The 20258-nt window shown below is 68.2% G+C and carries 17 protein-coding genes; 7 read left to right on the top strand and 10 right to left on the bottom strand.

Annotated features, from left to right (window positions below; genetic code table 11):
- Nucleotides 1-85: 85 nt before the first annotated feature.
- The 3 genes from AOZ49_RS00420 (at nt 86) to AOZ49_RS00410 (ending at nt 3774) form a co-directional block, all read left to right on the top strand.
- The gene (locus tag AOZ49_RS00420; RefSeq protein WP_054433370.1) at nt 86-1054 is read left to right on the top strand and encodes a Bug family tripartite tricarboxylate transporter substrate binding protein; all 969 of its coding nucleotides are present in this window, start codon (nt 86-88) and stop codon (nt 1052-1054) included.
- A 219-nt stretch (nt 1055-1273) separates the two neighbouring features.
- Complete coding sequence (locus tag AOZ49_RS00415) at nt 1274-2284, top strand: acyltransferase (RefSeq protein WP_054473913.1); 1011 nt, start codon at nt 1274-1276, stop codon at nt 2282-2284.
- 341 nt (nt 2285-2625) lie between these two features.
- The gene (locus AOZ49_RS00410; protein ID WP_054433372.1) at nt 2626-3774 is read left to right on the top strand and encodes an aromatic ring-hydroxylating oxygenase subunit alpha; all 1149 of its coding nucleotides are present in this window, start codon (nt 2626-2628) and stop codon (nt 3772-3774) included.
- Nucleotides 3775-3854: 80 nt separating this feature from the next.
- On the opposite strand, the gene AOZ49_RS00405 is transcribed toward AOZ49_RS00410, so the two are convergent.
- The 5 genes from AOZ49_RS00405 to AOZ49_RS00385 all read right to left on the bottom strand — a co-directional run bounded on the left by AOZ49_RS00405 (nt 3855) and on the right by AOZ49_RS00385 (nt 9958).
- Nucleotides 3855-4985 (bottom strand): TIGR03364 family FAD-dependent oxidoreductase, encoded by a 1131-nt coding sequence (locus tag AOZ49_RS00405; protein ID WP_054473912.1) that lies wholly within the window; start codon nt 4983-4985, stop codon nt 3855-3857.
- A gap of 87 nt (nt 4986-5072) precedes the next feature.
- The gene (locus tag AOZ49_RS00400) at nt 5073-6095 is read right to left on the bottom strand and encodes a putative 2-aminoethylphosphonate ABC transporter substrate-binding protein (protein WP_054433374.1); all 1023 of its coding nucleotides are present in this window, start codon (nt 6093-6095) and stop codon (nt 5073-5075) included.
- A 112-nt stretch (nt 6096-6207) separates the two neighbouring features.
- The gene (gene phnX, locus AOZ49_RS00395; protein WP_054473911.1) at nt 6208-7029 is read right to left on the bottom strand and encodes a phosphonoacetaldehyde hydrolase; all 822 of its coding nucleotides are present in this window, start codon (nt 7027-7029) and stop codon (nt 6208-6210) included.
- 27 nt (nt 7030-7056) lie between these two features.
- On the bottom strand, nt 7057-8799 hold the full coding sequence (locus AOZ49_RS00390; protein ID WP_054473910.1) for a putative 2-aminoethylphosphonate ABC transporter permease subunit: 1743 nt from the start codon (nt 8797-8799) through the stop codon (nt 7057-7059).
- 28 nt (nt 8800-8827) lie between these two features.
- Complete coding sequence (locus AOZ49_RS00385) at nt 8828-9958, bottom strand: putative 2-aminoethylphosphonate ABC transporter ATP-binding protein (protein WP_054473909.1); 1131 nt, start codon at nt 9956-9958, stop codon at nt 8828-8830.
- A 148-nt stretch (nt 9959-10106) separates the two neighbouring features.
- Between AOZ49_RS00385 and AOZ49_RS00380 the strand changes: the two genes are divergently transcribed.
- Entirely contained in the window at nt 10107-10970 is an 864-nt protein-coding gene (locus AOZ49_RS00380) for a LysR family transcriptional regulator (protein ID WP_054473908.1), read from the top strand.
- A 51-nt stretch (nt 10971-11021) separates the two neighbouring features.
- On the top strand, nt 11022-11591 hold the full coding sequence (locus AOZ49_RS00375; protein WP_054433379.1) for a phosphonate degradation HD-domain oxygenase: 570 nt from the start codon (nt 11022-11024) through the stop codon (nt 11589-11591).
- A gap of 49 nt (nt 11592-11640) precedes the next feature.
- On the opposite strand, the gene AOZ49_RS00370 is transcribed toward AOZ49_RS00375, so the two are convergent.
- Together AOZ49_RS00370 and AOZ49_RS00365 are read right to left on the bottom strand one after the other, a co-directional pair.
- Nucleotides 11641-12492 (bottom strand): sulfurtransferase, encoded by an 852-nt coding sequence (locus AOZ49_RS00370; RefSeq protein WP_054473907.1) that lies wholly within the window; start codon nt 12490-12492, stop codon nt 11641-11643.
- A gap of 37 nt (nt 12493-12529) precedes the next feature.
- Nucleotides 12530-13384, bottom strand: a complete 855-nt coding sequence (locus tag AOZ49_RS00365; RefSeq protein WP_054433381.1) for a DMT family transporter — start codon at nt 13382-13384, stop codon at nt 12530-12532.
- Between the two features lie 155 nt (nt 13385-13539).
- Here AOZ49_RS00365 and htpX point away from each other — a divergent pair, with 155 nt between their 5' ends.
- Nucleotides 13540-14421 (top strand): protease HtpX, encoded by an 882-nt coding sequence (gene htpX, locus AOZ49_RS00360; protein ID WP_006393695.1) that lies wholly within the window; start codon nt 13540-13542, stop codon nt 14419-14421.
- 139 nt (nt 14422-14560) lie between these two features.
- On the opposite strand, the gene AOZ49_RS00355 is transcribed toward htpX, so the two are convergent.
- The gene (locus AOZ49_RS00355; RefSeq protein WP_006393694.1) at nt 14561-15952 is read right to left on the bottom strand and encodes an L-serine ammonia-lyase; all 1392 of its coding nucleotides are present in this window, start codon (nt 15950-15952) and stop codon (nt 14561-14563) included.
- 175 nt (nt 15953-16127) lie between these two features.
- On the opposite strand from AOZ49_RS00355, the gene AOZ49_RS00350 reads away from it, so the two are divergent.
- Nucleotides 16128-17789: a Na/Pi cotransporter family protein gene (locus tag AOZ49_RS00350; RefSeq protein ID WP_054433382.1), complete on the top strand. Its 1662-nt coding sequence runs from the start codon at nt 16128-16130 to the stop codon at nt 17787-17789.
- Nucleotides 17790-18448: 659 nt separating this feature from the next.
- On the opposite strand, the gene AOZ49_RS00345 is transcribed toward AOZ49_RS00350, so the two are convergent.
- The gene (locus tag AOZ49_RS00345) at nt 18449-19237 is read right to left on the bottom strand and encodes a dienelactone hydrolase family protein (protein WP_054429426.1); all 789 of its coding nucleotides are present in this window, start codon (nt 19235-19237) and stop codon (nt 18449-18451) included.
- Between the two features lie 116 nt (nt 19238-19353).
- Nucleotides 19354-20187 (bottom strand): ZIP family metal transporter, encoded by an 834-nt coding sequence (locus tag AOZ49_RS00340; protein WP_054429427.1) that lies wholly within the window; start codon nt 20185-20187, stop codon nt 19354-19356.
- Between the last annotated feature and the right edge of the window lie 71 nt (nt 20188-20258).

Below are 20258 nucleotides of genomic sequence, written 5' to 3'. Positions count from 1 at the left end.
GCCCGCCCCGCCCTCACCGGCAGGCTGGCCGGGCCGAGCCGGGCCCGGCCGACCACTCTCAAGCACGCGATTTCAAGGGGAAAACATGATTCGCAAGCGCTACCCGTTCCTGGCGGGTCTACTGCTCAGCCTCGCCGCGCTGGGCGCCCAGGCAGATACCTACCCGTCCCGCCCGATCAAGGTGGTCTCGCCATTCCCGGCGGGCGGCGCCACCGACGTGCTGACGCGGGTGCTGGCCGAACGCATGGCCAAGACCCTGGGCCAGCCCATGATCGTCGAGAACAAGGCCGGCGCCGGCACCTCGATCGGCGCCGCCTTCGTCTCGCGCGAGGCGCCGGATGGCTACACCATCCTGATGGCCACCAACTCCACGCTGGTCACCAACCGCTATCTGTATAAGGAGCTGCCCTACGACCCCGACGGCTTCGCGCCCATCGGCATGGTCGGGATCGGCCCGCTGGTGCTGCTGTCCAGCCCCAAGCGCCCGTTCAACAGCACCGCGGACGTGGTCGCCTACGCCAAGCAGAATCCGGGCAAGCTGACCTTCGCCACCTTCGGCGCGGGCACGTCGTCGCATCTGGCCGGCGAATTGTTCAAGGAACGCGCCGGCGTCGACATCCTGCACGTGCCGTTCAAGGGCGCGACTCAGGCCCTGCCGGCGCTGATCAGCGGCGACGTGGACCTGTTCTTCGACATGGTCGCCACCGGCATGCCGCAGGCCGAGGCCGGCAAGGTCAAGGTATTCGCGATCACCAGCCCCACCCGCCTGGCCACCGAGCCGAAGCTGGCGACGCTGGCCGAGCAAGGCTATCCGGCCTTCGACATGACCGCCTGGTTCAGCTTCGTGGCCCCCAAGGGCACGCCGGCGCCGGTGCTGGACAAGCTGCAGGCCGCCCTGGCCGAGACGCTCAAGGACGAGGCCGTGCAAAAGCGCATGCTCGACATGGGAATCGAGCCGCGCTCCGGCAGCGCCGCCGAGCTGGACAAGCAGGTCAAGAGCGAACAGCCCATCGTGTCGCAGCTGATCAAGCAGGCCAACATCGTCCTGCAATGACGGCCCCAGCCGTTTCGTGACAAAACGTTCGCGGCGCCGCGCCGGCCCGCGAACCCCCGCCCCCGCGGGGCCACCGACCGACAGCGCCTTGCGGGCCCTGTCGGTTTTTCATGCGCCCCCTAACCCCTGGATACAGAACCCGCGGCGCCCCGGCTGCTAAGGTGAAAAGCGAGGATGGCCGCCGCGCCCGCCCCCGATACACCTTCACCTGGGAGCCCGATGCCACTGACCGATGACCGCTACGCCCGGCTGGATGCCGCCCGCTGGCTCGCCGCCGCGGCGGTGGTGCTGCTGCACAGCGCCGCCCTGATCGTCAGCGACCCGTCGGCCTACGGCAACGGCGCCTGGCTGGCCGCCAATCTGTATGACTCCGCGGCCCGCTGGTGCGTGCCGGTGTTCGTGATGGTCAGCGGCGCCCTGCTGCTCGACCCCGACAAGCCGCAGGACGCGCGGCGCTTCTACAGCAAGCGGGTGGCGCGGATCTGCACGCCGCTGCTGTTCTGGACCCTCTTCTACCTGGCCTGGCGCACGGGGCTGGACTGGTGGGACGACGGCCACGTCGACTTTTCGTTCTGGCCGCGCAAGGTGGCCCAGGGCGAGCCCTACTACCACCTCTGGTATCTGTACATGATCGTGGGGCTGTACCTGTTCGCGCCGCTGGTGCGCCTGCTGTACGTGCGCAGCACGCCGCGCTCGCGTTCGCTGTGGGTGGTGGGCATCCTGGGCCTGGCGGTCCTGGATGCGCTGTACCGCCGCACGCTCGGCGCCCAGCCCGGCTTTTTCCTGACCTGGTTCCTGCCCTACCTGGGCTATTTCGTCGCCGGCCGCCAGATCTTCGATGGCGAACTGCGCGTGCCGCGTCCGGCGCTGATGCTCGGCGCCAGCGTCGCGGCCACGGCCCTGGGCGTATACGCCATGTCCAGCTCGCGGACGCTGGACACCTACTTCTACGACTACTTCAGCCTGACCGTGCCGTTCATGTCGCTGGCCGCGTTCCAGTGGATCGTCTCGTCGCCGCGCCTGCCCCGCCTGGCCTCGCTGGCGCCGCTGACGTTCGGGGTCTACCTGATCCATCCGCTGTTCCTGGACGTGGCGCAGCGGGCCGGGGCCATCGGCGGCGGGCGTCGCGACGCCTGGGCCGTGCCGTTGCTGACGCTGGCCGTGTTCGCCCTGTCGGCGGCCAGCAGCTGGTTGTTGCGACGCCATCCCGCCACCCGCAGACTGGTCTGAAAAACCTACGGCGCGAAGGGTTAATCGCGATTTGCGCGGGGTCAAGCCGCCGGGGCCGGATCTTCACTAAGCTTCACCGATCTTCACGGGCGGGGGGAAAAGGGTTGGGGTACAATTCACGGCTTACTTGATCGGCCAGACACCGATTTTTCTTCGCGCCAGAACGGATTTAGCCACCCCCTTCCGAACAGCTAGGGCGTGGCGAAGCTCAAGCCGTCCTGGCTTTTTAACGCCGGGCCGCCCCAAGAAAGAGGCCCCCATTGAGGGCAGCCCGCCCACCGCGTACGCAGTACTGAGTGGGCACGGCGTTGGGGGAAATATTCATCCGAGCGGAGGGAATCATGACCGACATCGGTCGGATGGCACATGTTGTGCCAGCTCGCACCCAGCTACCCGTCAGTGCTTACTTTGACGAAGCCCTCTTTGCCCGCGAGCAAGAACTCATTTTCAAGCAATCCTCGCTGTACGTCGGCCACCAGAAGCTGGTGCCCGAAATCGGGGATTGGCGCACGTTGGCCCAGGAAAATGGAGGGCGCGTGCTGGTTCGCAACCAGCAAGGCGTTGACCTCATCTCAAATGTCTGCCGCCACCGCCAGGCATTGATGCTGGGCGGCGAAGCCGGCGACGTGACCGGCCACTGCAATTCGCACGGCAGCCTCAAGGCCACCGGCGGCAACATCGTCTGCCCGCTGCACCGCTGGACCTACAACAACCAGGGTGAGCTGCTGGGCGCGCCGCAGTTCGACACCACGCCCTGCATGAACCTGCAGAAGTTCCGCCTGCGCGATTGCCACGGCCTGCTGTTCGAGGGCCCGCGCGATCCGGCCGCCGACATGGCGCCGCTGTTCGCGCGGCCCGAGTTCGACTTCGGCGACTACGTGCTGGACCACGTCGAAGTGCACCAGTGCAACTACAACTGGAAGACCTTCATCGAGGTCTACCTCGAGGACTACCACGTCGGCCCGTTCCATCCGGGCCTGGGCCGCTTCGTCACCTGCGACGACCTGACCTGGGAGTTCAACGACTGGTACAGCCTGCAGAAGGTCGGCGTGCACAACGCGCTGGCCCAGCCGGGTTCCGACGTCTACAAGCAATGGCACGACCGCCTGCTGTCGTTCCGCGACGGCGACGCGCCCGATTTCGGCGCGGTCTGGGTCACGTATTTCCCGACCCACATGATCGAGCTGTATCCGCACGTGCTGGTGCTGTCGACGCTGTACCCGAAGAGCCCGCAGGAAACGGTCAACGTGGTCGAGTTCTACTACCCCGAGGAAATCGCCGCCTTCGAGCGCGAATTCGTCGAGGCCCAGCGCGCCGCCTACATGGAAACGGCGATTGAGGACGACGAGATCGCCGAGCGCATGGACGCCGGCCGCAAGGCCCTGATGCTGCGCGGCGTGAACGAGACCGGCCCCTACCAGTCGCCGATGGAAGACGGCATGCAGCACTTCCACGAGTGGTACCGCCGCATCATGCAGGAGCGGCTCTGAGGCCACCACACGCATGAAAAAGGGCTCGCCATCGCGAGCCCTTTTTTTCGCCCTGGCGCGGCCGCCCGCGCGGCGCGCGGTCAGCGGCCGAGCGCGCCGGCGACCGTGCGTTCGCCGATCGCCAGCCCGACCGTCATGCCCACGCCCGAGTGCATCACCGCCACCGTGGTGGCGGCGTCCACCGGCATCACCGAGAACGGCGCCGGTCCATGCGTGCCATAGACGCCCTGCCAGCGCTCCAGAACGCGCAGCCGCGCGCCCAGCGCCTGCGACGCCAGGTCCAGCATGGCGTTGTCGACGGCCTCGTCGTTGAACGGGAAGGCATCCTGACCATAGCGATGCGAGTCGCCGATGATCAGCTCGCCATAAGGCGTGGGGCTGATCAGCAGATGGATGCCGTTTTCCAGCAGCATCGGCGTGCGCGCCTGGATCTGGTCGCGCAGCGCCAGCGCCGACGGCAGGTCCGAGAAGGCGCCGTAGTGCACGCAGGACAGGCCGGTCAAGAGCGGACGATCCAGCGCCATCGGCCGCGTCTCGAAGGCCGCGCGCAGCATCTGCAGGCGCGTCACCTCCAGGTTCAGCGGCGCGAACTGTTCGGGCAGCAGCGTCAGGTAATCGTGGCCGGGGCAGACGAACACGTGCGTGCCGGCGAAGTCGCCCGCGGTGGTCGCGACCTGGCCCTGCTCGACGGCGCGCGCCAGCGTGCCGGTGATGATTTGGACGCCCAGCGATTCGGCCAGGTATCGGGTGATGGCCGGCAGCGCTTCGCGCGAGTAGATCTGCAGGTCGTCCTGTCCGTGCAGCGCGGCGCAGTGGTGCGCCAGCTGGCCGTCGTACAGCCTGGCCACGTCGCGGCCCGACAGCAGCTCGGCGCGATAGCCTTCCTGCCGCAGGCGGGTCTGGGCGAACTCGTCCAGCACGTCGGCTTCGCCGGCATCGCGCGCCAGCACCAGCGCGCCGTTGGCGCGCACATGGAAGCCGGCCTTGGACGCCAGTTCCAGCCACAGCTCGCGCGCCTGCTGGGCGTGCGACAGCATCATGCCGGGGGCCTGGCCGGTGACGATCACCTGGCCGAAATTACGGATGGTCGCGCCATGCGCCTGGCGGCTGCGTTCGATCACGGCCACGGACAGGCCGCGCTTGGCGGCGGCCCAGGCATGGGCGATGCCGAGCATGCCGGCGCCGACCACGACTACGTCGAATTTTTTCATTTGGAAAACGAGGCAAAGAGGTTGCGCGGGAAGCGCCCGCCCGGGCGCCTCCCCTGCCGCGGCGGCGTGGCCGCCGCGGTGGCCCGATTACTTCTTCTTGGGCTCGGACTTGCCGTCGTAGCGGCGGGTCCACTCGGCGATGATGCGATCGCGGTTGGTCGCGGCCCAGACGAAGTCGTTCTTGATCATGCGCTTGGTCAGGTCGGCCGGCAGGTTGGGGTTGGACGTGGCGATCGAGGGAATCGCCAGCACCGCGAAGTTGGTCTTGTACAGCTCGTTGGCTTCGCGGCTGGCCGAGAAGTCGGCCAGCTTGCGCGCGGCTTCCAGGTTCTTGGTGCCCTTGACGATGGCGGTGGCTTCGACTTCCCAGCCCAGGCCTTCCGACGGGAACACGGCTTCGACCGGCGCGCCGTCGGCCTTGAGCTTGGCGGCGCGGTAGTCAAACGACACGCCGATCGGGAATTCGCCGGCGGCGGCCATGTTGCACGGCTTGGAGCCCGAGTGCGTGTACGAACCGATGTTCTTGTGCAGGGCGTCCATGTAGGCCCAGCCCTTCTCTTCACCGAAGATCTGCAGCCAGGCGCTGACGTCCAGGAAGCCGGTGCCCGACGAGGCCGGGTTCGGCATGACGATCTTGCCGGCGTAGACCGGCTTGGTCAGGTCCTGCCACGATTCGGGCTTGGGCAGCTTCTGCTTTTCGGCTTCGACGGTGTTGAAGCAGATGGCGGCGGCGAAGCCGTCCATGCCGACCCAGGTGGGCTCGGCCTTGGCATCGCGCATGTTGGCGGCGATCTGGTCCAGGCCCTTGGGGGCGTAGGGCTGCAGCATGCCTTCCTTGTCCATCAGGCCCAGCGAGGTGCCGGCCAGGCCCCAGATCACGTCAGCCTTGGGGTTGCCCTTTTCGGCCAGCAGCTTGGCGGTGATGATGCCGGTGGAGTCGCGCACCCACTGGATCTTGATGTCGGGGTTGGCCTTCTCGAAGGCGGCCTGGTAAGCCTTGATCTGGTCGGCTTCCAGCGCCGTGTAGACGGTCAGCGTGGTCTCGGCGGAAGCGGCGCCGGTGATGCCGGCGAAGGCGGCGGCCAGGGCAAGCAGCGTGAAGCGTTTCATGAAGGAACTCCGTGGGTGAGCGGAAAAAGGGTGAGTCAGGTCCCCGCGGCCGGCGGATGCCCGCCGCGGTGCGTTGCGAAAAAAGGGTTGGTCGGGGTCGGCGGTCGCGGCCTCAGGGTCGCTGTCCCGCCGCCAGGCGGGATTCGATATCGGCGATGACGCCGGGCAGGTCGGCCACGGTGTCGATCAGGTAATGCGGCGCGGCGCTCGACAGTTCGCGGCCGGCGCGTTCGCGGGCCGCCTGGCGGCCGTTCTCGTCCAGGCTCAGGTATTCGTCCAGCGTCAGGCCGGCGGCGTTGCCCGAGAGCAGCAGGCCGACGGTCCACATGCCGGCGCGGCGGCCTTCCTCGATGCCGGGGGCGGTGTCGTCGACCTTGACGCAGCCGGCCACGTCCGTCAGGCCCAGCTCCACCACGTTCTTGAGCGCCATGGCCGGCGCCGGGCGGGCGCGCGGCACGTCGTCGCTGGCGACGATACAATCGGGTTCCAGGCCTTCGCTGGCGGCGCGCTCCACCACGCGGCGCATCACGCTGCCGGGGTAGCCGGAGCACGAGCCGATCTTCAGGCCGCGCTGGCGCAGCGCGCGCAGCAGTTCGGCCGCGCCGGGAATGGCCGCCGAGTACTGGGCCACCTTGTCCAGCTGCATCGGCAGGAAGCGCTCGTAGATGGCGGTGACGTCGTCGTCGGTCGGCTGGCGGCCGAACTGGGCCTGGTATTGCTTGGCGATGGCGGGTTCGTCGCACAGCGCGCGGATGTGGTCCCACTTGCCCACGCCCATCGGGCCGCGGGCCTGTTCCAGCGTGACTTCCATGCCGAACTCGGCGAAGGCGTCGACGAACACCTTGGTCGGGGCAAACGAACCGAAGTCGACCAGCGTGCCGGCCCAATCGAAAATCACCGCTTCCAGGCGGACGGGCAGAGGCGCAACAGTCATGAGGGTCTTCCTTGCAGAGTATTCAAATCAAAGGGCCGCGGGCCGGCGCCAGGCCTGGCTGCGCGCCACCAGGGCGCGGCTGGCCAGGTGCAGCAGCAACGCCGCCACCGCCGAGCTGGCCATGATCACGCTGCACATGGCGGCGGCGGGGCCGATGAAGCCGGCGTCGTCCATGTTCAGCACCGCCACGGCGGCCAGCACCGTGGACGGGCTGTACAGGAACACCACGGCCGACACGGTGGTCATGGCGGAAACGAACAGGTAGCGGGCGACGTCCAGCGCGGCCGGCAGGCACATCGGCAGCGTCACGCGCACGAAGGTGGTCAGGCGCGGCACCTTGAGCGAGGCCGAGGCGGCTTCGAATTCCGGGTCCAGCGCGTTGAGCGCGGTGGCCGCCGTCAGGTGCGCGCTGGTGTAGAAGTGCACCACCGTGCACAGCACCAGCAGCGGCATGGTGCCGTACAGCACGTTGAGCGGATTGGCGGCGCCATTGAAGAAGAAGATGTAGCCCAGGCCCAGCACCAGGCCGGGCACGGCCATCGGCATCAGCGCCAGCATGCCCAGCACGCCGCGCAGGCCGCGCGACGAGGCGCTGCGGGCCGGCACCTTTTCCATCATCCAGGCGCCCAGGAACACCACCACCGTGCCGATCACCGCGGTGCAGAAGGCCAGTTCCAGGCTGTTGCGCCAGGCCAGCCAGCCGCCGCCATCCATGTTGTCGAAGTCGTACGAACGCAGCGACAGCGACAGGTTGTAGGGCCACATCTTCACGAACGAGGCCCACACCGCCACGCCGATGATCAGCAGCAGGAACCCGGCCATGGCGCCCGCCAGCAACAGGAAGGCCGCGTCGCGCCGGCGGTTGGCGCCGGCCGCGTAGGGCTGGGCGCGGCCGCTCAGCTGGGCGCCCTGGCGGGCCCGCAGGCGGCGGTCCAGCACGAAGGTCAGCAGCGCCGGCAGCAGCAGCAGGATGCCGATGGCGGCGCCCTTGGGGAAGTTCTGCTGGCCGACCACGGCCTTGTAGGCTTCCATCGCCAGCACGTTGTAGTCGCCGCCCACCACCTTGGGCACGCCGAAGTCGGTCACGGTCAGCGTGAACACCACGCAGCAGGCCGAGAACACCGCATAGCGCGTGCCGGGCAGGGTCACCGTCATGAAGGTGCGCAGCGGTCCGGCGCCCATGGCGCGCGCCGCGTCATAGAGGCGGCCGTCGGCCAGCGTCAGGCCGGTCAGCAGGATCATCAGCGCGTGCGGGAAGGTGTAGAACGCCTCGCCCACCACGATGCCCCAGAAGCCATAGATGGTCGCGCCGCCGAACAGGCCTTTCAGCAGGCCCTGGTTGCCCAGCAGGTAGACCAGCGCAATACCTGGCAGCAGCGACGGCGCCAGCAGCGGCAGCAGCGCGATGGTGCGCAGCAGGCCCTTGCCGGGAATGCGGCTGCGCGTCAGGGCATAGGCGAAGGCATAGGCGCACGGCACCACCAGCATCATGGTGACCACGCCCACCGTCAGGCTGCGCCCGACCATGCCGAGGAAGCCGTCGGCGCCGATGATGCCCAGCACCACCGACAGGCCGGCCCAGTCGCCATTGGCGTCGGTGACCGACTTGGCCAGAATGGCCACCAGCGGCAAGGCCAGGAACAGCGCCAGGCCCAGCGCCAGGGCGCCCTGCCCCAGCGTCAGCCCGAAGGCGCCGACCCAGGCGGGCAGCGGCCGGCGGCCCAATGACGGAGCGACAGGGGCGACAGACGTGTCGGCGGGCGCGGACATGGCGGCGGGAACGGGGCTCGAAGCCGGATCAAGCGTAGGCGCGAATCGCATGGCGCGGCAGCTCCACCCAGCAACGGCTGGCAGCGTGAGGACCCAGCAGGGCATCTCCGGTTTCAGGGGACACGATCGAGTGCACGGTGGCGCCGGGCACGCCTTCCAGGCGCAGCGCCAGGCGGTAGCCGCGGCCCAGGAACACGCCATCCAGCACGTCGGCCAGCATGCTGTTGGGTTGATCCGGACGCGCCACGCTCACGCGCACCGCCTCGGGCCGCACGAACAGCTTGCCGACGTTGCGCTCCAGCGCCTCGTCCACCGCCAGTTCCTGGCGGCCGACGCGGGCGCGGTGCGCGTCGATGCGCTCGAACGGCAGCCAGTTGGCCTCGCCGACGAAATCGGCGATGAAGGCCGAACCCGGCTGGCGATACAGCTCGCGCGGGGTGCCGAATTGTTCGATGACGCCGCCGTTCATGACGGCGATGCGGTCGGCCATGACCATGGCCTCTTCCTGATCGTGCGTCACCATCAGCGTGGTGATGGACAGGCGCTTCTGCAGGGCGCGTAGCTCGATGCGCAGATGTTCGCGCACCCGGGCGTCCAGGGCCGACATCGGCTCGTCCAGCAGCAGCAGGGACGGCGACGGCGCCAGGGCGCGGGCCAGGGCGACGCGCTGCTGTTGGCCACCGGAGATCTGTCCCGGATATTTATGGGAGGCGCCGGCCAGGCCCACCAGCGTCAGCATTTCCTCGACCCGGTCGGCCACGTGCTTGCGATGGGCGCGCTTGCCGCTCAGGCCGTAGGCCACGTTCTGGGCCACCGTCAGGCTGGGAAACAGCGCATAGGACTGGAACAGAATGCCGTAGTCGCGCTCCTGCGGCTCGGCGTGGGAGATGTCACGGCCCGACAACAAAATGGTGCCGCTGTCCTGGCGCTCCAGCCCGGCGATGGCGCGCAGCAGCGTGGTCTTGCCGCAGCCCGAGGGGCCCAGCAGGCACACCAGTTCGCCGGCGCGGATATCCAGCGACACATCCGACAGCGCCGTGTGGCTACCGAAGCGCTTGACGAGATTGCTGACCGAAAGAAAGCCCCCGCGCTGCGCTCCGGGCTGGGGCGTAGCGCCCGTCGGAACAGTGTTGGTATCGCGTTGGAGCTGTTGGGCCATGGGGCCTCCGGTCTGGGAACGAAGGCAGTATGGAAGGCGCGTATTGAGTGTTTATGACACTTCGCGCAAATGCAGTAATAAAAACATCAAATTATTTTGGTGTACTGGCGGTCTTGCGCATTGCGTCCATTTACAGGCCCCCTACACCGTGCTCGTCGCCGAACTCAAGTCCTTCTATGCCGTGGCTCGCTGCAGTACCGTCACCAAGGCCGCCGCCCAGCTGGGCGTGAGCCAGCCCACGGTGACGGGGCAACTGCGCCAGTTGGAGTCGCGTTACGGCGTCGAACTGTTCCACCGCCAGGGCCGCGGCATGCGGCTGTCGGACGCCGGGCACAGCCTGATGCCGATGGTGGAAAAGCTGGTGCAGCAGGAAACCGAGATCGATTTCCGCCTGCGCGACGCCAGCGACCTGCGCGAGGGCAACCTGCGCATCGGCGCCACCGGCCCGTACTACATCATGGACACGGTGCGCCGCTACAACCAGCTCTACCCCGGCATCGACCTGACCGTGGCCATCGGCAACTCGCAGAGCATGCTGCAGGCGCTGCATGACTATCGCATCGAGATTGCCACGTCCTCGTTTCTGATGGATGACAAGCATTTGTACCGCCGCATGATCGCGGCCGACCCGATCCGCGTGGTGACGCATCGCGACCACCCGCTGGCGCGGCGCGGCAAGGTGGCGCTGGGCGACCTGGCCGACCACGCGCTGCTGCTGCGCGAACCGGGCTCGATGACGCGCCAGCTGACCGAAGAGGCATTGCAGGCGGCCGGCGTGACCGTCCGCCGCACCCTGGAGATCGGCAGCCGCGAATCGATCCGCCAGGCGATCCTGTGCGAACTCGGCATCAGCCTGATCCCGTCGCGCGAGATCCCGTCCCATCCCGAACTGGCGGCCCTGGACATCGAGGGCGCCGATGTCGTGATGCATGAATACCTGTACTGCCTGCGCGAGCGCCAACCGGTGCAACTCATCGCGCGCTTTCTGGAGATGGCGCCGGCAGCCGGATGATCCTCGGATCACTGCCCGCCTCTTCCCCTTGCGGCCACTCAGGAGACAACCATGGCCTTGACCTTGCAGGATATCGAACAACTGTTCCTGGAACGCGGGCACCGTTCCTACCATGGCGAATCCGTCAGCCACCTGCGGCACGCGCTGCAGACCGCGGCGCTGGCCGAACGCCATGGCGCCAACGCCCAATTGATCACTGCCTGCCTGCTGCACGACCTGGGCCACCTGATCGCGGACCATCCGGACACGCCCACCCTGCGCGGCATCGACGACAAGCATCAGTATTTCGTGCTGCCGTTCCTGCGCGGGTTGTTCAGTTCGGCGGTGCTGGATCCGATCCGGCTGCACGTGGAGGCCAAACGCTACCTCTGCTACGTGGAGCCGCAGTATGAAGCGACGCTTTCGGAGGATTCGAAACGCAGCCTGGCACTTCAGGGGGGCAGCTTCGATGCGGGCCAGGCGGTGGATTTCGCCAGCATGCCGGGCGCGCCGGATGCGATCCGCCTGAGGCGCTGGGACGACATGGCCAAGGTGCCGGGGCTGGCCACGCCGCCGCTGGACCACTTCCTGGAGATCGCCGAAAGCGTCTCCGGCCGGGTCAAGCTGGCGGCGGTCTGGTAACACCGCGAACGGCGTCAGGCCTGGCTTCGGCCAGGCCCTTGCCGCGCGCTCACTCGCCCTTGGCCACCGGCCGCGACGGGTCGCTGCACCACTCGCTCCACGAGCCCGGATAGAGGCGCGAGCCCGCCAGGCCGGCGATTTCCATCGACAGCAGGTTGTGGCAGGCGGTGATGCCCGAGCCGCACTGGTGCACGATGGCCGCGGGATCGCGGCCATCCAGCAGCGCGGTGAATTCCTCGCGCAATTGCGCCGCGTCCTTGAAGCGGCCGTCGGCCTGCAGGTTCTGGCCGTTCGGGCGGTTCAGCGCGCCCGGAATGTGGCCGGCCACCGGATCCATCGGCTCGACCTCGCCGCGATAGCGGTTGGCCGCGCGCGCGTCGATCACGATGAAGGCGGGACGGGCAATGTTGTCCAGCACCGCCTGCGCATCGACGCTGCCGACCCGCGGCGCGGCCGGCGTCACTGGCGCGCCGGCCCGCACGGGCGCGGCCGCCTCGGTGGAGGTCGGCAGCCCGGCGGCCTGCCAGGCCTGCCAGCCGCCGTCGAGCACGGCGACGCGGTCGTGGCCCAGCCAGCGCAGCATCCACCACAGGTGCGCGGCGTACATGCCGCCGCTGGCGTCATAGGCCACCACCAGGGTTTGCGGCGTGACGCCGTGCGCCGCCATCAGCGCGCCGAACTGGCCGCGCTCGGGCAGCGGATGACGGCCATTCTTGCCGGTCCGGGGGGCGGCCAGCTCGGTCTCGTGGTCGAGGTAGCGGGCGCCGGGGATGTGGCCCGCGGCGTAGGCCTCGCGGCCGGCCGCGTGGTTGGTCAGGTCGTGGCGCACGTCGAACACGCGCACGTCCGCCGCGCCCAGGTGCGTGGCCAGATCGGCCGCGGAAATCAGGGTCATGCTCATCGGGACAACTCCTCTGATGGGATCGGGTTCGCGGGGGTCAGGCCGGCTTGGGGTCGCGCAGGGTGCGCCAGACCGACAGCAGGCCCGCCGAGATGATCAGGCCCATGCCGGCCCAGGCCAGGCCGTCCAGGGTATCGCCCCAGAAGCCCATGCCGAGCAGGGCCGCGAAGATGATCGTGCTGTACTGCAGGGCCGCGGTCAGCAGCGCCGAACCCAGGCCGAACGCCCGCGTCATGGCCAGCTGGCCGAACAGGCCGGTCACGCCCACGCCCAGCAGCGAGCTGTAGCCGGTCCAGTCGGCATGGCCCCAGCCCTCGAAGCCCAGGCCGGCGAAACTGGAGGCGCACACCGCCACCGAAAAGAACAGCACCGTGCGCCATTCCGGCTCGCCGATGCGGCCCAGCTGGCGGATCTGCATCATGGCGATCGCCGACATGGCGCCCGCCCCCAGGCCCAGCAGGGCGGCCAGCCACTGGTCTTCGTTGATGCTGGGCCGCAACACGGCGATCACGCCCAAAAAGCCGAGAGCCACGGCGGCGATCCGCACCGGATCGCGCTGCGCCCCGCCCCACCCCAGCATCCAGCAGGCGATGAACAGCGGCGCCGTGTAGTTCAGGCTGGTGGCGGTGGCCAGCGGCAGGTGGGAAATGGCGAAGAAACCGAGCCACATCGAGGTGACGCCGGACAGGTTGCGCCACAGGTGCAGCTTCCAGCTGGTGGGCACGATGGACTGGCGCCCGGCGCGGGCCCACAACAGCAACAGCACCACCGACGGCAGGCCACGGAACAGCACCACTTGCGGCAACGACGCGCCGTGCTCGGTGCCCAGCTTCACGAACGACCCCATGATGGCGAACATGGCGGACGCCAGCAACATCCAAAGTGCCTGCATTTGGGGGTTTGCGCTCAGGTGAAAGTGAGGGGGAAATAGGGGAAAGCGATACTATACTCTCCGTCACCGGGAGCGGCGCCGGCAGTCGGGGAACTGCCATGCCGCGGCACAGTCCAATCCCGCACAAGTCCCGCTCGCTGAGGAACAAAAAAAGCATGAAACGCATCATCCTTTTCGTCATTACCAACCTGGCCGTCATGCTCGTGCTGTCGGCCACGCTGCGCATCCTGGGCGTAGACCGCTACCTGACCGCCAACGGCCTGAACCTGCAGGCGCTGCTGATCTTCTCGGTGGTGGTCGGCTTCACCGGCGCCATCATCTCGCTGCTGATCAGCAAGCCGATGGCCAAATGGAGCACCGGCGCCCAGGTGCTGGACCCGAACGCGCCGCGCAACCAGCGCGAGGCCTGGCTGCTGGACACCGTCCACCAGCTCGCCGACCGCGCCGGCATCGGCCGCCCGGAAGTCGCCATCTACGACGGCGCGCCCAACGCGTTCGCCACCGGCGCCTTCAAGAACGACTCGCTGGTGGCGGTGTCGACCGGCCTGCTCGAAAGCATGAGCGAAGAGGAAGTCGCCGCGGTGCTGGCCCACGAAGTGGCCCACATCGCCAACGGCGACATGATCACGCTGACCCTGATCCAGGGCGTGGTCAACACCTTCGTGGTGTTCCTGGCGCGCGTGGTCGGCTACTTCATCGACCGCGTGGTGTTCAAGAACGAACGCGGCCTCGGCCCGGGCTACATGGTCACCGTGATCGTCTGTGAGATCATTTTCGGCATCCTGGCCTCGATCATCGTGGCCTGGTTCTCGCGCCAGCGCGAGTACCGCGCCGACGCCGGCTCGGCCCACCTGATGGGCGCCCGCGAACCCATGATCCGCGCCCTGGCCCGCCTGGGCGGCCTGGAGCCGGGCGAACTGCCCAAGTCGTTCGAAGCCTCCGGCATCACCGGCAAGGGCGGCCTGGCGGCCATGTTCGCCTCGCACCCGCCGATCCCGGCCCGCATCGCCGCGCTGCAGAACGCCCGCGTGATCTGATCCCGGCACAGGCCTGGGAAAAGCCCCCAGGCCGCGCCTTCGGCTTGCGTCCCCCGGGGCGCTTTCATCGTGAGGCGGTTCGGCAATGAAAAAAGCCCCTTGAGCGATCAAGGGGCTTTTTGCTTGGGGCGGACCCGCCTCAGCACTCGACGATGTTCACCGCCAGGCCGCCGCGCGCCGTTTCCTTGTACTTGGTCTTCATGTCGGCGCCGGTCTCGCGCATGGTCTTGATAACCGAATCCAGCGACACATAGTGCTGGCCGTCGCCGCGCAGCGCCATGCGGGCCGCGTTGACGGCCTTGATCGAGGCCATCGCGTTGCGTTCGATACAGGGAATCTGCACCAGGCCGCCGACCGGGTCGCAGGTCAGGCCCAGGTTGTGCTCCATGCCGATCTCGGCCGCGTTCTCGACCTGCTCGACCGAGCCGCCCAGCGCCGCGGCCAGGCCGCCCGCCGCCATCGAACAGGCCACCCCGACCTCGCCCTGGCAGCCGACCTCGGCGCCCGACAGCGAGGCGTTGTACTTGTACAGCAGGCCCACGGCCGCGGCGGTCAGCAGGAAGTCGCGCACGCCTTCCCGGTTGGAACCAGGGACAAAGCGATCGTAATAATGCAGCACCGCCGGGATGATGCCCGCCGCGCCGTTGGTGGGCGCCGTCACCACGCGGCCGCCGGCGGCGTTCTCCTCGTTGACCGCCATGGCGTACAGGTTGACCCAGTCCATCACCGACAGCGGATCGGACAGCGTGCGCTCGGCGCGCTGGGTCAGGTTGCGGTACAGCTCAGGGGCGCGGCGGCGCACCCGCAGCGGGCCCGGCAGCTCGCCGTCGGCTTCCGGATAATTGATGCCGCAGCCGCGCGAGACGCAGTCCTGCATCACCTGCCAGATGCGGTCCAGCCCGCCCGCGACCTCGCCGGTATCGCGCCAGGTCAGCTCGTTCTTCATCATCAGCTGCGCCACGCTCAGGCCGCTTTCGCGGCACATGGTCAACAGCTCGCGACCGGTGCGGAACGGGTACGGCAGCTGGTCATGCGCGGCAATGACCTGGCTGTTGGACGCGCCCGCCGTCACCACGAAGCCGCCGCCCACCGACAGGTAGCGGGCCTCGCGCAGCGACTGCCCCTCGGCGTCGAAGGCGTGGAATTTCATGCCGTTGGGGTGTTCGGCCATGGCTTCGCGGCGGTAGAACATCATGTGTTCCTTTTCCACGAACGGCACCGGATAGTGGCCCAGCAGCGGCAGCTGGCGGCTGGCCCGCACCGAGGCGATCATGCCCGCGATGGCGGCCGGGTCGACCGTGTCGGGCGCCTCGCCCATCAGGCCCAGCAGCACGCCCTTGTCGGTGCCGTGGCCCTTGCCGGTGGCGCCCAGCGAGCCATAGAGCTCGGCGCGCACGTTGGCCACCCGCGGCATCAGGCCGTCGCGCTCCAGGCCCTGGGCGAACAACAAAGCGGCCCGCATGGGGCCGACGGTATGGGAACTCGACGGACCTATGCCTATTTTGAACAGATCGAAGACGGAAACGGCCACCGGAAATCCCCTGCATCCAAGAATGATCCGGCAATGATACGCGGAAGGTCCGGCCGTGCGCAGCAAAGCCCCGCGGGGCGTATGCTGTATTCAAGCCACGGGTTTCCCCGCCCGCCTTGGCATGCGATCATTACAGAATTATTTCTTGTCATAAAAAGAATGGAACTACCCCAGGATGTCCGGACTCATTACCCTGCTTGACTTCGCCGGCTACGTCGCCCTGCTGCTCTGGGGCGTCCACATGGTCCAGACGGGCGTGCAGCGCGCCTTTGGCGCCGCCCTCGGCGCCGCGCTGGGCCGCGCCCTGGGAACCCGCTTGCGGGCCTTCGCCGCCGGCCTGGGCATCACCGCCGCGCTGCAGAGCAGCACCGCCACCGGCCTGATGATCACCGGCTTCGCCGCCGGCGGCGTGGTCGGCCTGGTGCCGGCCCTGGCCGCCATGCTGGGCGCCAACGTCGGCACCACGCTGATCGTCCAGCTGCTGTCGTTCGACCTGACCTCGCTGGCGCCCATCCTGATCCTGGCCGGCGTCTGGATGTTCCGCCGCTATCCGCCGGGCCGCACCCGCGACCTGGGCCGGGTCTTCATCGGCCTGGGCCTGCTGCTGCTGTCGCTGCACCAGCTGGTGGAACTGTTCGAGCCGTTCCAGACCGCCCCCATGCTGGGCATGATCCTGGATGCCCTGGCGACCCAGCCGGTGGCCGCCGTGCTGCTGTCGGCCGCCTTCACCTGGGCCGCCCACTCCAGCGTCGCCGTGGTGGTGCTGGTCATGTCGCTCGCCAGCCATCACATGGTGGCCCCGCACGTCGCCTTCGCGCTGGTGCTGGGCGCCAACCTCGGCACCGCCATCAACCCCATGATCGAAGGCGTCACCGGCGACGACCCCGCCGCGCGCCGCCTGCCGCTGGGCAACCTGCTGACCCGCATCCTGGGCGTGCTGGCCGGCCTGGTGCTGCTGCCCTGGCTGCAACCGCTGATGAGCGAGATGTCCAGCGACCCGGCCCGCGCCGTCGCCAACTTCCACACCCTCTTCAACGCCGTCATCGCGCTGGCCTTCCTGCCGCTGCTGGCGCCGTACGCCGCGCTGCTGACCCGCTGGCTGCCCAAGCGCACCGACCCCAACGACCCGGCCCGTCCCCAATACCTCGACGAATGGGCCCACGACGTGCCCGCCGTCGCCCTGGGCAACGCCGCGCGCGAAGCGCTGCGCATGGCCGACATGCTGCAGACCCTGCTGCTGTACGCCCGCGCCGGCTTCAAGCGCGACAACCGCCACCGCATGGTGCAGGCACGCCAGCTCGACGCTGCCCTTGACAAGCTGGAAAACGCCATCACCACCTACCTGGCCACCCTGGACCAGGAAAACATGACGCGCGAGGACCTGCAACGCCTCGATGGCATCCTGGCCTTCACCAGCAACATCGGCCATGCCGGCGACATCGCCCACCACGGCCTGCTCAGCCACATCGCCAAGCTGCGCAAGCAGGGCTGGACCTTCTCGCCCGAACAACGCGCCAGCCTCGATAACACCCTCGGCGAACTGATCGCCAACCAACGCCAGGCCGCCGCCCTCTTCGTCAACGACGACCTGCGCCAGGCCCGCGCCCTGGCCGGCGAAAAATCGCGCTTCCGCACCATCGAGACCCAGGCCGCCGACGCCCACCTGCAGAAGATCAAGGCAGGCCAGGTCGACGCCGCCGAAGTCGGCGCCCTCTACCTCGACATCCTGCGCGACATGAAGGGCATCAACTCCCACCTCGTCGGCGCCGCCGCCTACCCCCTCCTGGCCCGCCACGGCGAACTCCTCCCCAGCCGCCTGCGCGAAGCGGGGAATTGAGGGCCCCCACGCGGCGCGCGCTACGCGCGCTTGCTGCCCCCCGAGGGGGCTGGCCCGCCTTCGGGCGGCCGGGCGGCGGGCCGGCTATCCTAGCGGGAGGTTTTTGAGGGTTCCCGCGCTGCCCCTCACTGGCTGCCACCGTTGGGGGCTACCCCGGTTTGAAGCAGCAATGCCGCAAGGCGGAAACACCGGTACATGCAACGTGTGCACGACGCATCACGATGCACCACGCAATGGGGCGTCACCCCTACCCGCACACCAGCACAACACACATCGCCATCCGCGCGCAGCGAACCCGGCCCCGACGCCGCACACCACGTATGCCAGGGCCGGCTGCCCGCGCAGCCGACCCTGGCGGGCCCCGCCAACCTCCGCATGCCGCCTCGGTCCAGCAGCGCCCCTAGCCTCGAAACCGGTAGCCCGGTGCGGGTGGCGCGCGGGTGGGCGCGCCGTCAGATGCGCCCGGCGGAAACCGCAGGGAGCCGAAGGCGGACGAGGTTGACGAAGGGGAAGTCCGGAGCGAACGCTCCGGACCGCAATCGCAGGCGCGCCCACCCGTGCGCCACCCGCGCCGGGCGGCCTACGAAGCAACAATCGCCAAAAAAAAACCGCCACGCAAACGCGCAGCGGCTTCATCACGCCCAGAGGAAAAATCCCCCTCAAAGGTACCGCTTGAACCACTCAAGCATCCGCCCCCACCCGTCCTTGGCCGCCTCCGCCTGATAACTCATCCGGTAATCCGCCATGAACGCATGATCCGCCTGCGGATACACCACGAACTCCGAGCGCCGGGCATGCTCGTTCCCCGCCGCCAGCTTGCCCTTCATGATCTCGATATCCGACACCGGAATCCCCGTATCCTTGGCGCCATACAACCCCAGCACCGGCGCATGCAGCTCATTGACCACATCGAACGCATAGCGCTTGATCAACGGCCCGTGGCCCGCGCTCAGCTTGCCGTACCAGGCCACGCCCACCTTCACATCCGGGTTGTGCGCCGCGTACATCCACGTCAGGCGCCCGCCCCAGCAGAACCCCGTCACCGCCACCCGCTTCGGATCGCCGCCATGCTGCGCGGCCCAGGCCACGCTGGCGTCCAGGTCGGCGAACACTTGTTCGTCGGACACTTTGCTGACGATCTCGGCGATCAGCTTGGGGATATCGGTATAGGTCGACGCGTCACCCTGGCGCTCGTACAGGTTCGCGGCCACGGCCAGATAACCGGCCTTGGCCACGCGGCGGCAGACATCCTTGATGTGCTCGTGCACCCCGAAGATCTCCTGAACCACCAGCACCACCGGCAGGTCGCGCTTGCCCTCGGGGGCGGCGTAATAGGCGCTGATGGATCCATCGGCCACGGGCAGCTGGAAATCCCCGTGAACCAGCCCCTGGGCATCCGTGTGGATCACGGTGGGGGCGACGTTGCCGGCGGCGGCGGAAAAACTCATGGCGAACTCCTGTGTAGGGATCAACGCGGAGCCGGCGCGCCGCGGTTCGCCATCGGGGCGAGCGCGACAGGACCGGCCAGGATCGGAAACAAAGCCGGGTATCGCGACCGCACGCCTCAATGTGTGTGGACGTGCTCCGTGCGTGCCGCGCCGGCGCCCGCCTCGTGCTCATGCCCGTGGTGCATCAGGGTCGTCACGCTGTAGATCAGCGCCACGCCCACGCCCACCAGCAGCAGTTGCGGCACCGCATCGGCCAGGGATACCCGTTCGTGCATCTGCGGCATCAGGTCGGCCACCGAGATGTAGAGGAAGCTGCTGGCGGCAACCACCAATACGTACGGCACCCAGTCCTGGGCCTGCTGCAGCACGAAGTAACCTATTATGCCGCCCAAGGCTGAACACAAGCTGGTGAACAGGATCAGCGCGAAGGCGCGGCGCCGCGCCAGGCCGGCATTGAGCAGCACGACGAAGTCGCCCAGCTTGTGCGGCACCTCGTGCACGATGATCGAGGCCGCCGTCAGCACGCCCAGCAGCGGATCGGTCAGGAAGGCCGCCGCCACCAGCACGCCGTCGCACAGATTGTGCAGCGAGCTGCCGATCAGGATCAGCACGCCCCCGCGCCCCGCCTCGTGGCGGTCATGGCCATGGTGATGATGATGCCCGTCGCCCTCGTGGTGATGGCTGTGGCGCAGCAGCGCGATCTTCTCCAGCACGAAAAAGCCGATCAGCGACGCCAGCATCAGCCCGAACAGCACATGCGCGTCGGCCACGCCGCTCTCGAAGGCTTCCGGCAGCAGGTGCAGCAGCGCCACCGACAGCAGCACCCCCACGGACAGGCTGACCATGTGATGCAGGTAATGGGCGAACACCTTGTAGGCCAGCCAGCTGGCGACAAGGACGGCGATGAGGCCACCGGTGACGGTGGCAAGCAGGACCCAGAGCAGCAGCATTTGGGGGACGTATTATGGTCAAGGGGAAGCGCAACATTATATTGTTGCAGCCGCAAAAGCGGAAATGGGCC

Origin of the sequence: Achromobacter sp. 2789STDY5608615 (assembly GCF_001298995.1) — a bacterium.
Lineage (GTDB): Bacteria > Pseudomonadota > Gammaproteobacteria > Burkholderiales > Burkholderiaceae_B > Achromobacter > Achromobacter insuavis.
This window is presented reverse-complemented; position numbering and strand designations above follow the sequence as displayed.

Bases quoted from the DNA above. Each gene is read 5' to 3' on its own strand.
- AOZ49_RS00420 (WP_054433370.1), top strand. From the start codon at position 86: ATGATTCGCAAGCGCTACCCGTTCCTGGCGGGTCTACTGCTCAGCCTC.
- AOZ49_RS00415 (WP_054473913.1), top strand. From the start codon at position 1,274: ATGCCACTGACCGATGACCGCTACGCCCGGCTGGATGCCGCCCGCTGG.
- AOZ49_RS00410 (WP_054433372.1), top strand. From the start codon at position 2,626: ATGACCGACATCGGTCGGATGGCACATGTTGTGCCAGCTCGCACCCAG.
- AOZ49_RS00405 (WP_054473912.1), bottom strand. From the start codon at position 4,985: ATGAAAAAATTCGACGTAGTCGTGGTCGGCGCCGGCATGCTCGGCATC.
- AOZ49_RS00400 (WP_054433374.1), bottom strand. From the start codon at position 6,095: ATGAAACGCTTCACGCTGCTTGCCCTGGCCGCCGCCTTCGCCGGCATC.
- phnX (WP_054473911.1), bottom strand. From the start codon at position 7,029: ATGACTGTTGCGCCTCTGCCCGTCCGCCTGGAAGCGGTGATTTTCGAT.
- AOZ49_RS00390 (WP_054473910.1), bottom strand. From the start codon at position 8,799: ATGTCCGCGCCCGCCGACACGTCTGTCGCCCCTGTCGCTCCGTCATTG.
- AOZ49_RS00385 (WP_054473909.1), bottom strand. From the start codon at position 9,958: ATGGCCCAACAGCTCCAACGCGATACCAACACTGTTCCGACGGGCGCT.
- AOZ49_RS00375 (WP_054433379.1), top strand. From the start codon at position 11,022: ATGGCCTTGACCTTGCAGGATATCGAACAACTGTTCCTGGAACGCGGG.
- AOZ49_RS00370 (WP_054473907.1), bottom strand. From the start codon at position 12,492: ATGAGCATGACCCTGATTTCCGCGGCCGATCTGGCCACGCACCTGGGC.
- AOZ49_RS00365 (WP_054433381.1), bottom strand. From the start codon at position 13,384: ATGCAGGCACTTTGGATGTTGCTGGCGTCCGCCATGTTCGCCATCATG.
- htpX (WP_006393695.1), top strand. From the start codon at position 13,540: ATGAAACGCATCATCCTTTTCGTCATTACCAACCTGGCCGTCATGCTC.
- AOZ49_RS00350 (WP_054433382.1), top strand. From the start codon at position 16,128: ATGTCCGGACTCATTACCCTGCTTGACTTCGCCGGCTACGTCGCCCTG.
- AOZ49_RS00345 (WP_054429426.1), bottom strand. From the start codon at position 19,237: ATGAGTTTTTCCGCCGCCGCCGGCAACGTCGCCCCCACCGTGATCCAC.
- AOZ49_RS00340 (WP_054429427.1), bottom strand. From the start codon at position 20,187: ATGCTGCTGCTCTGGGTCCTGCTTGCCACCGTCACCGGTGGCCTCATC.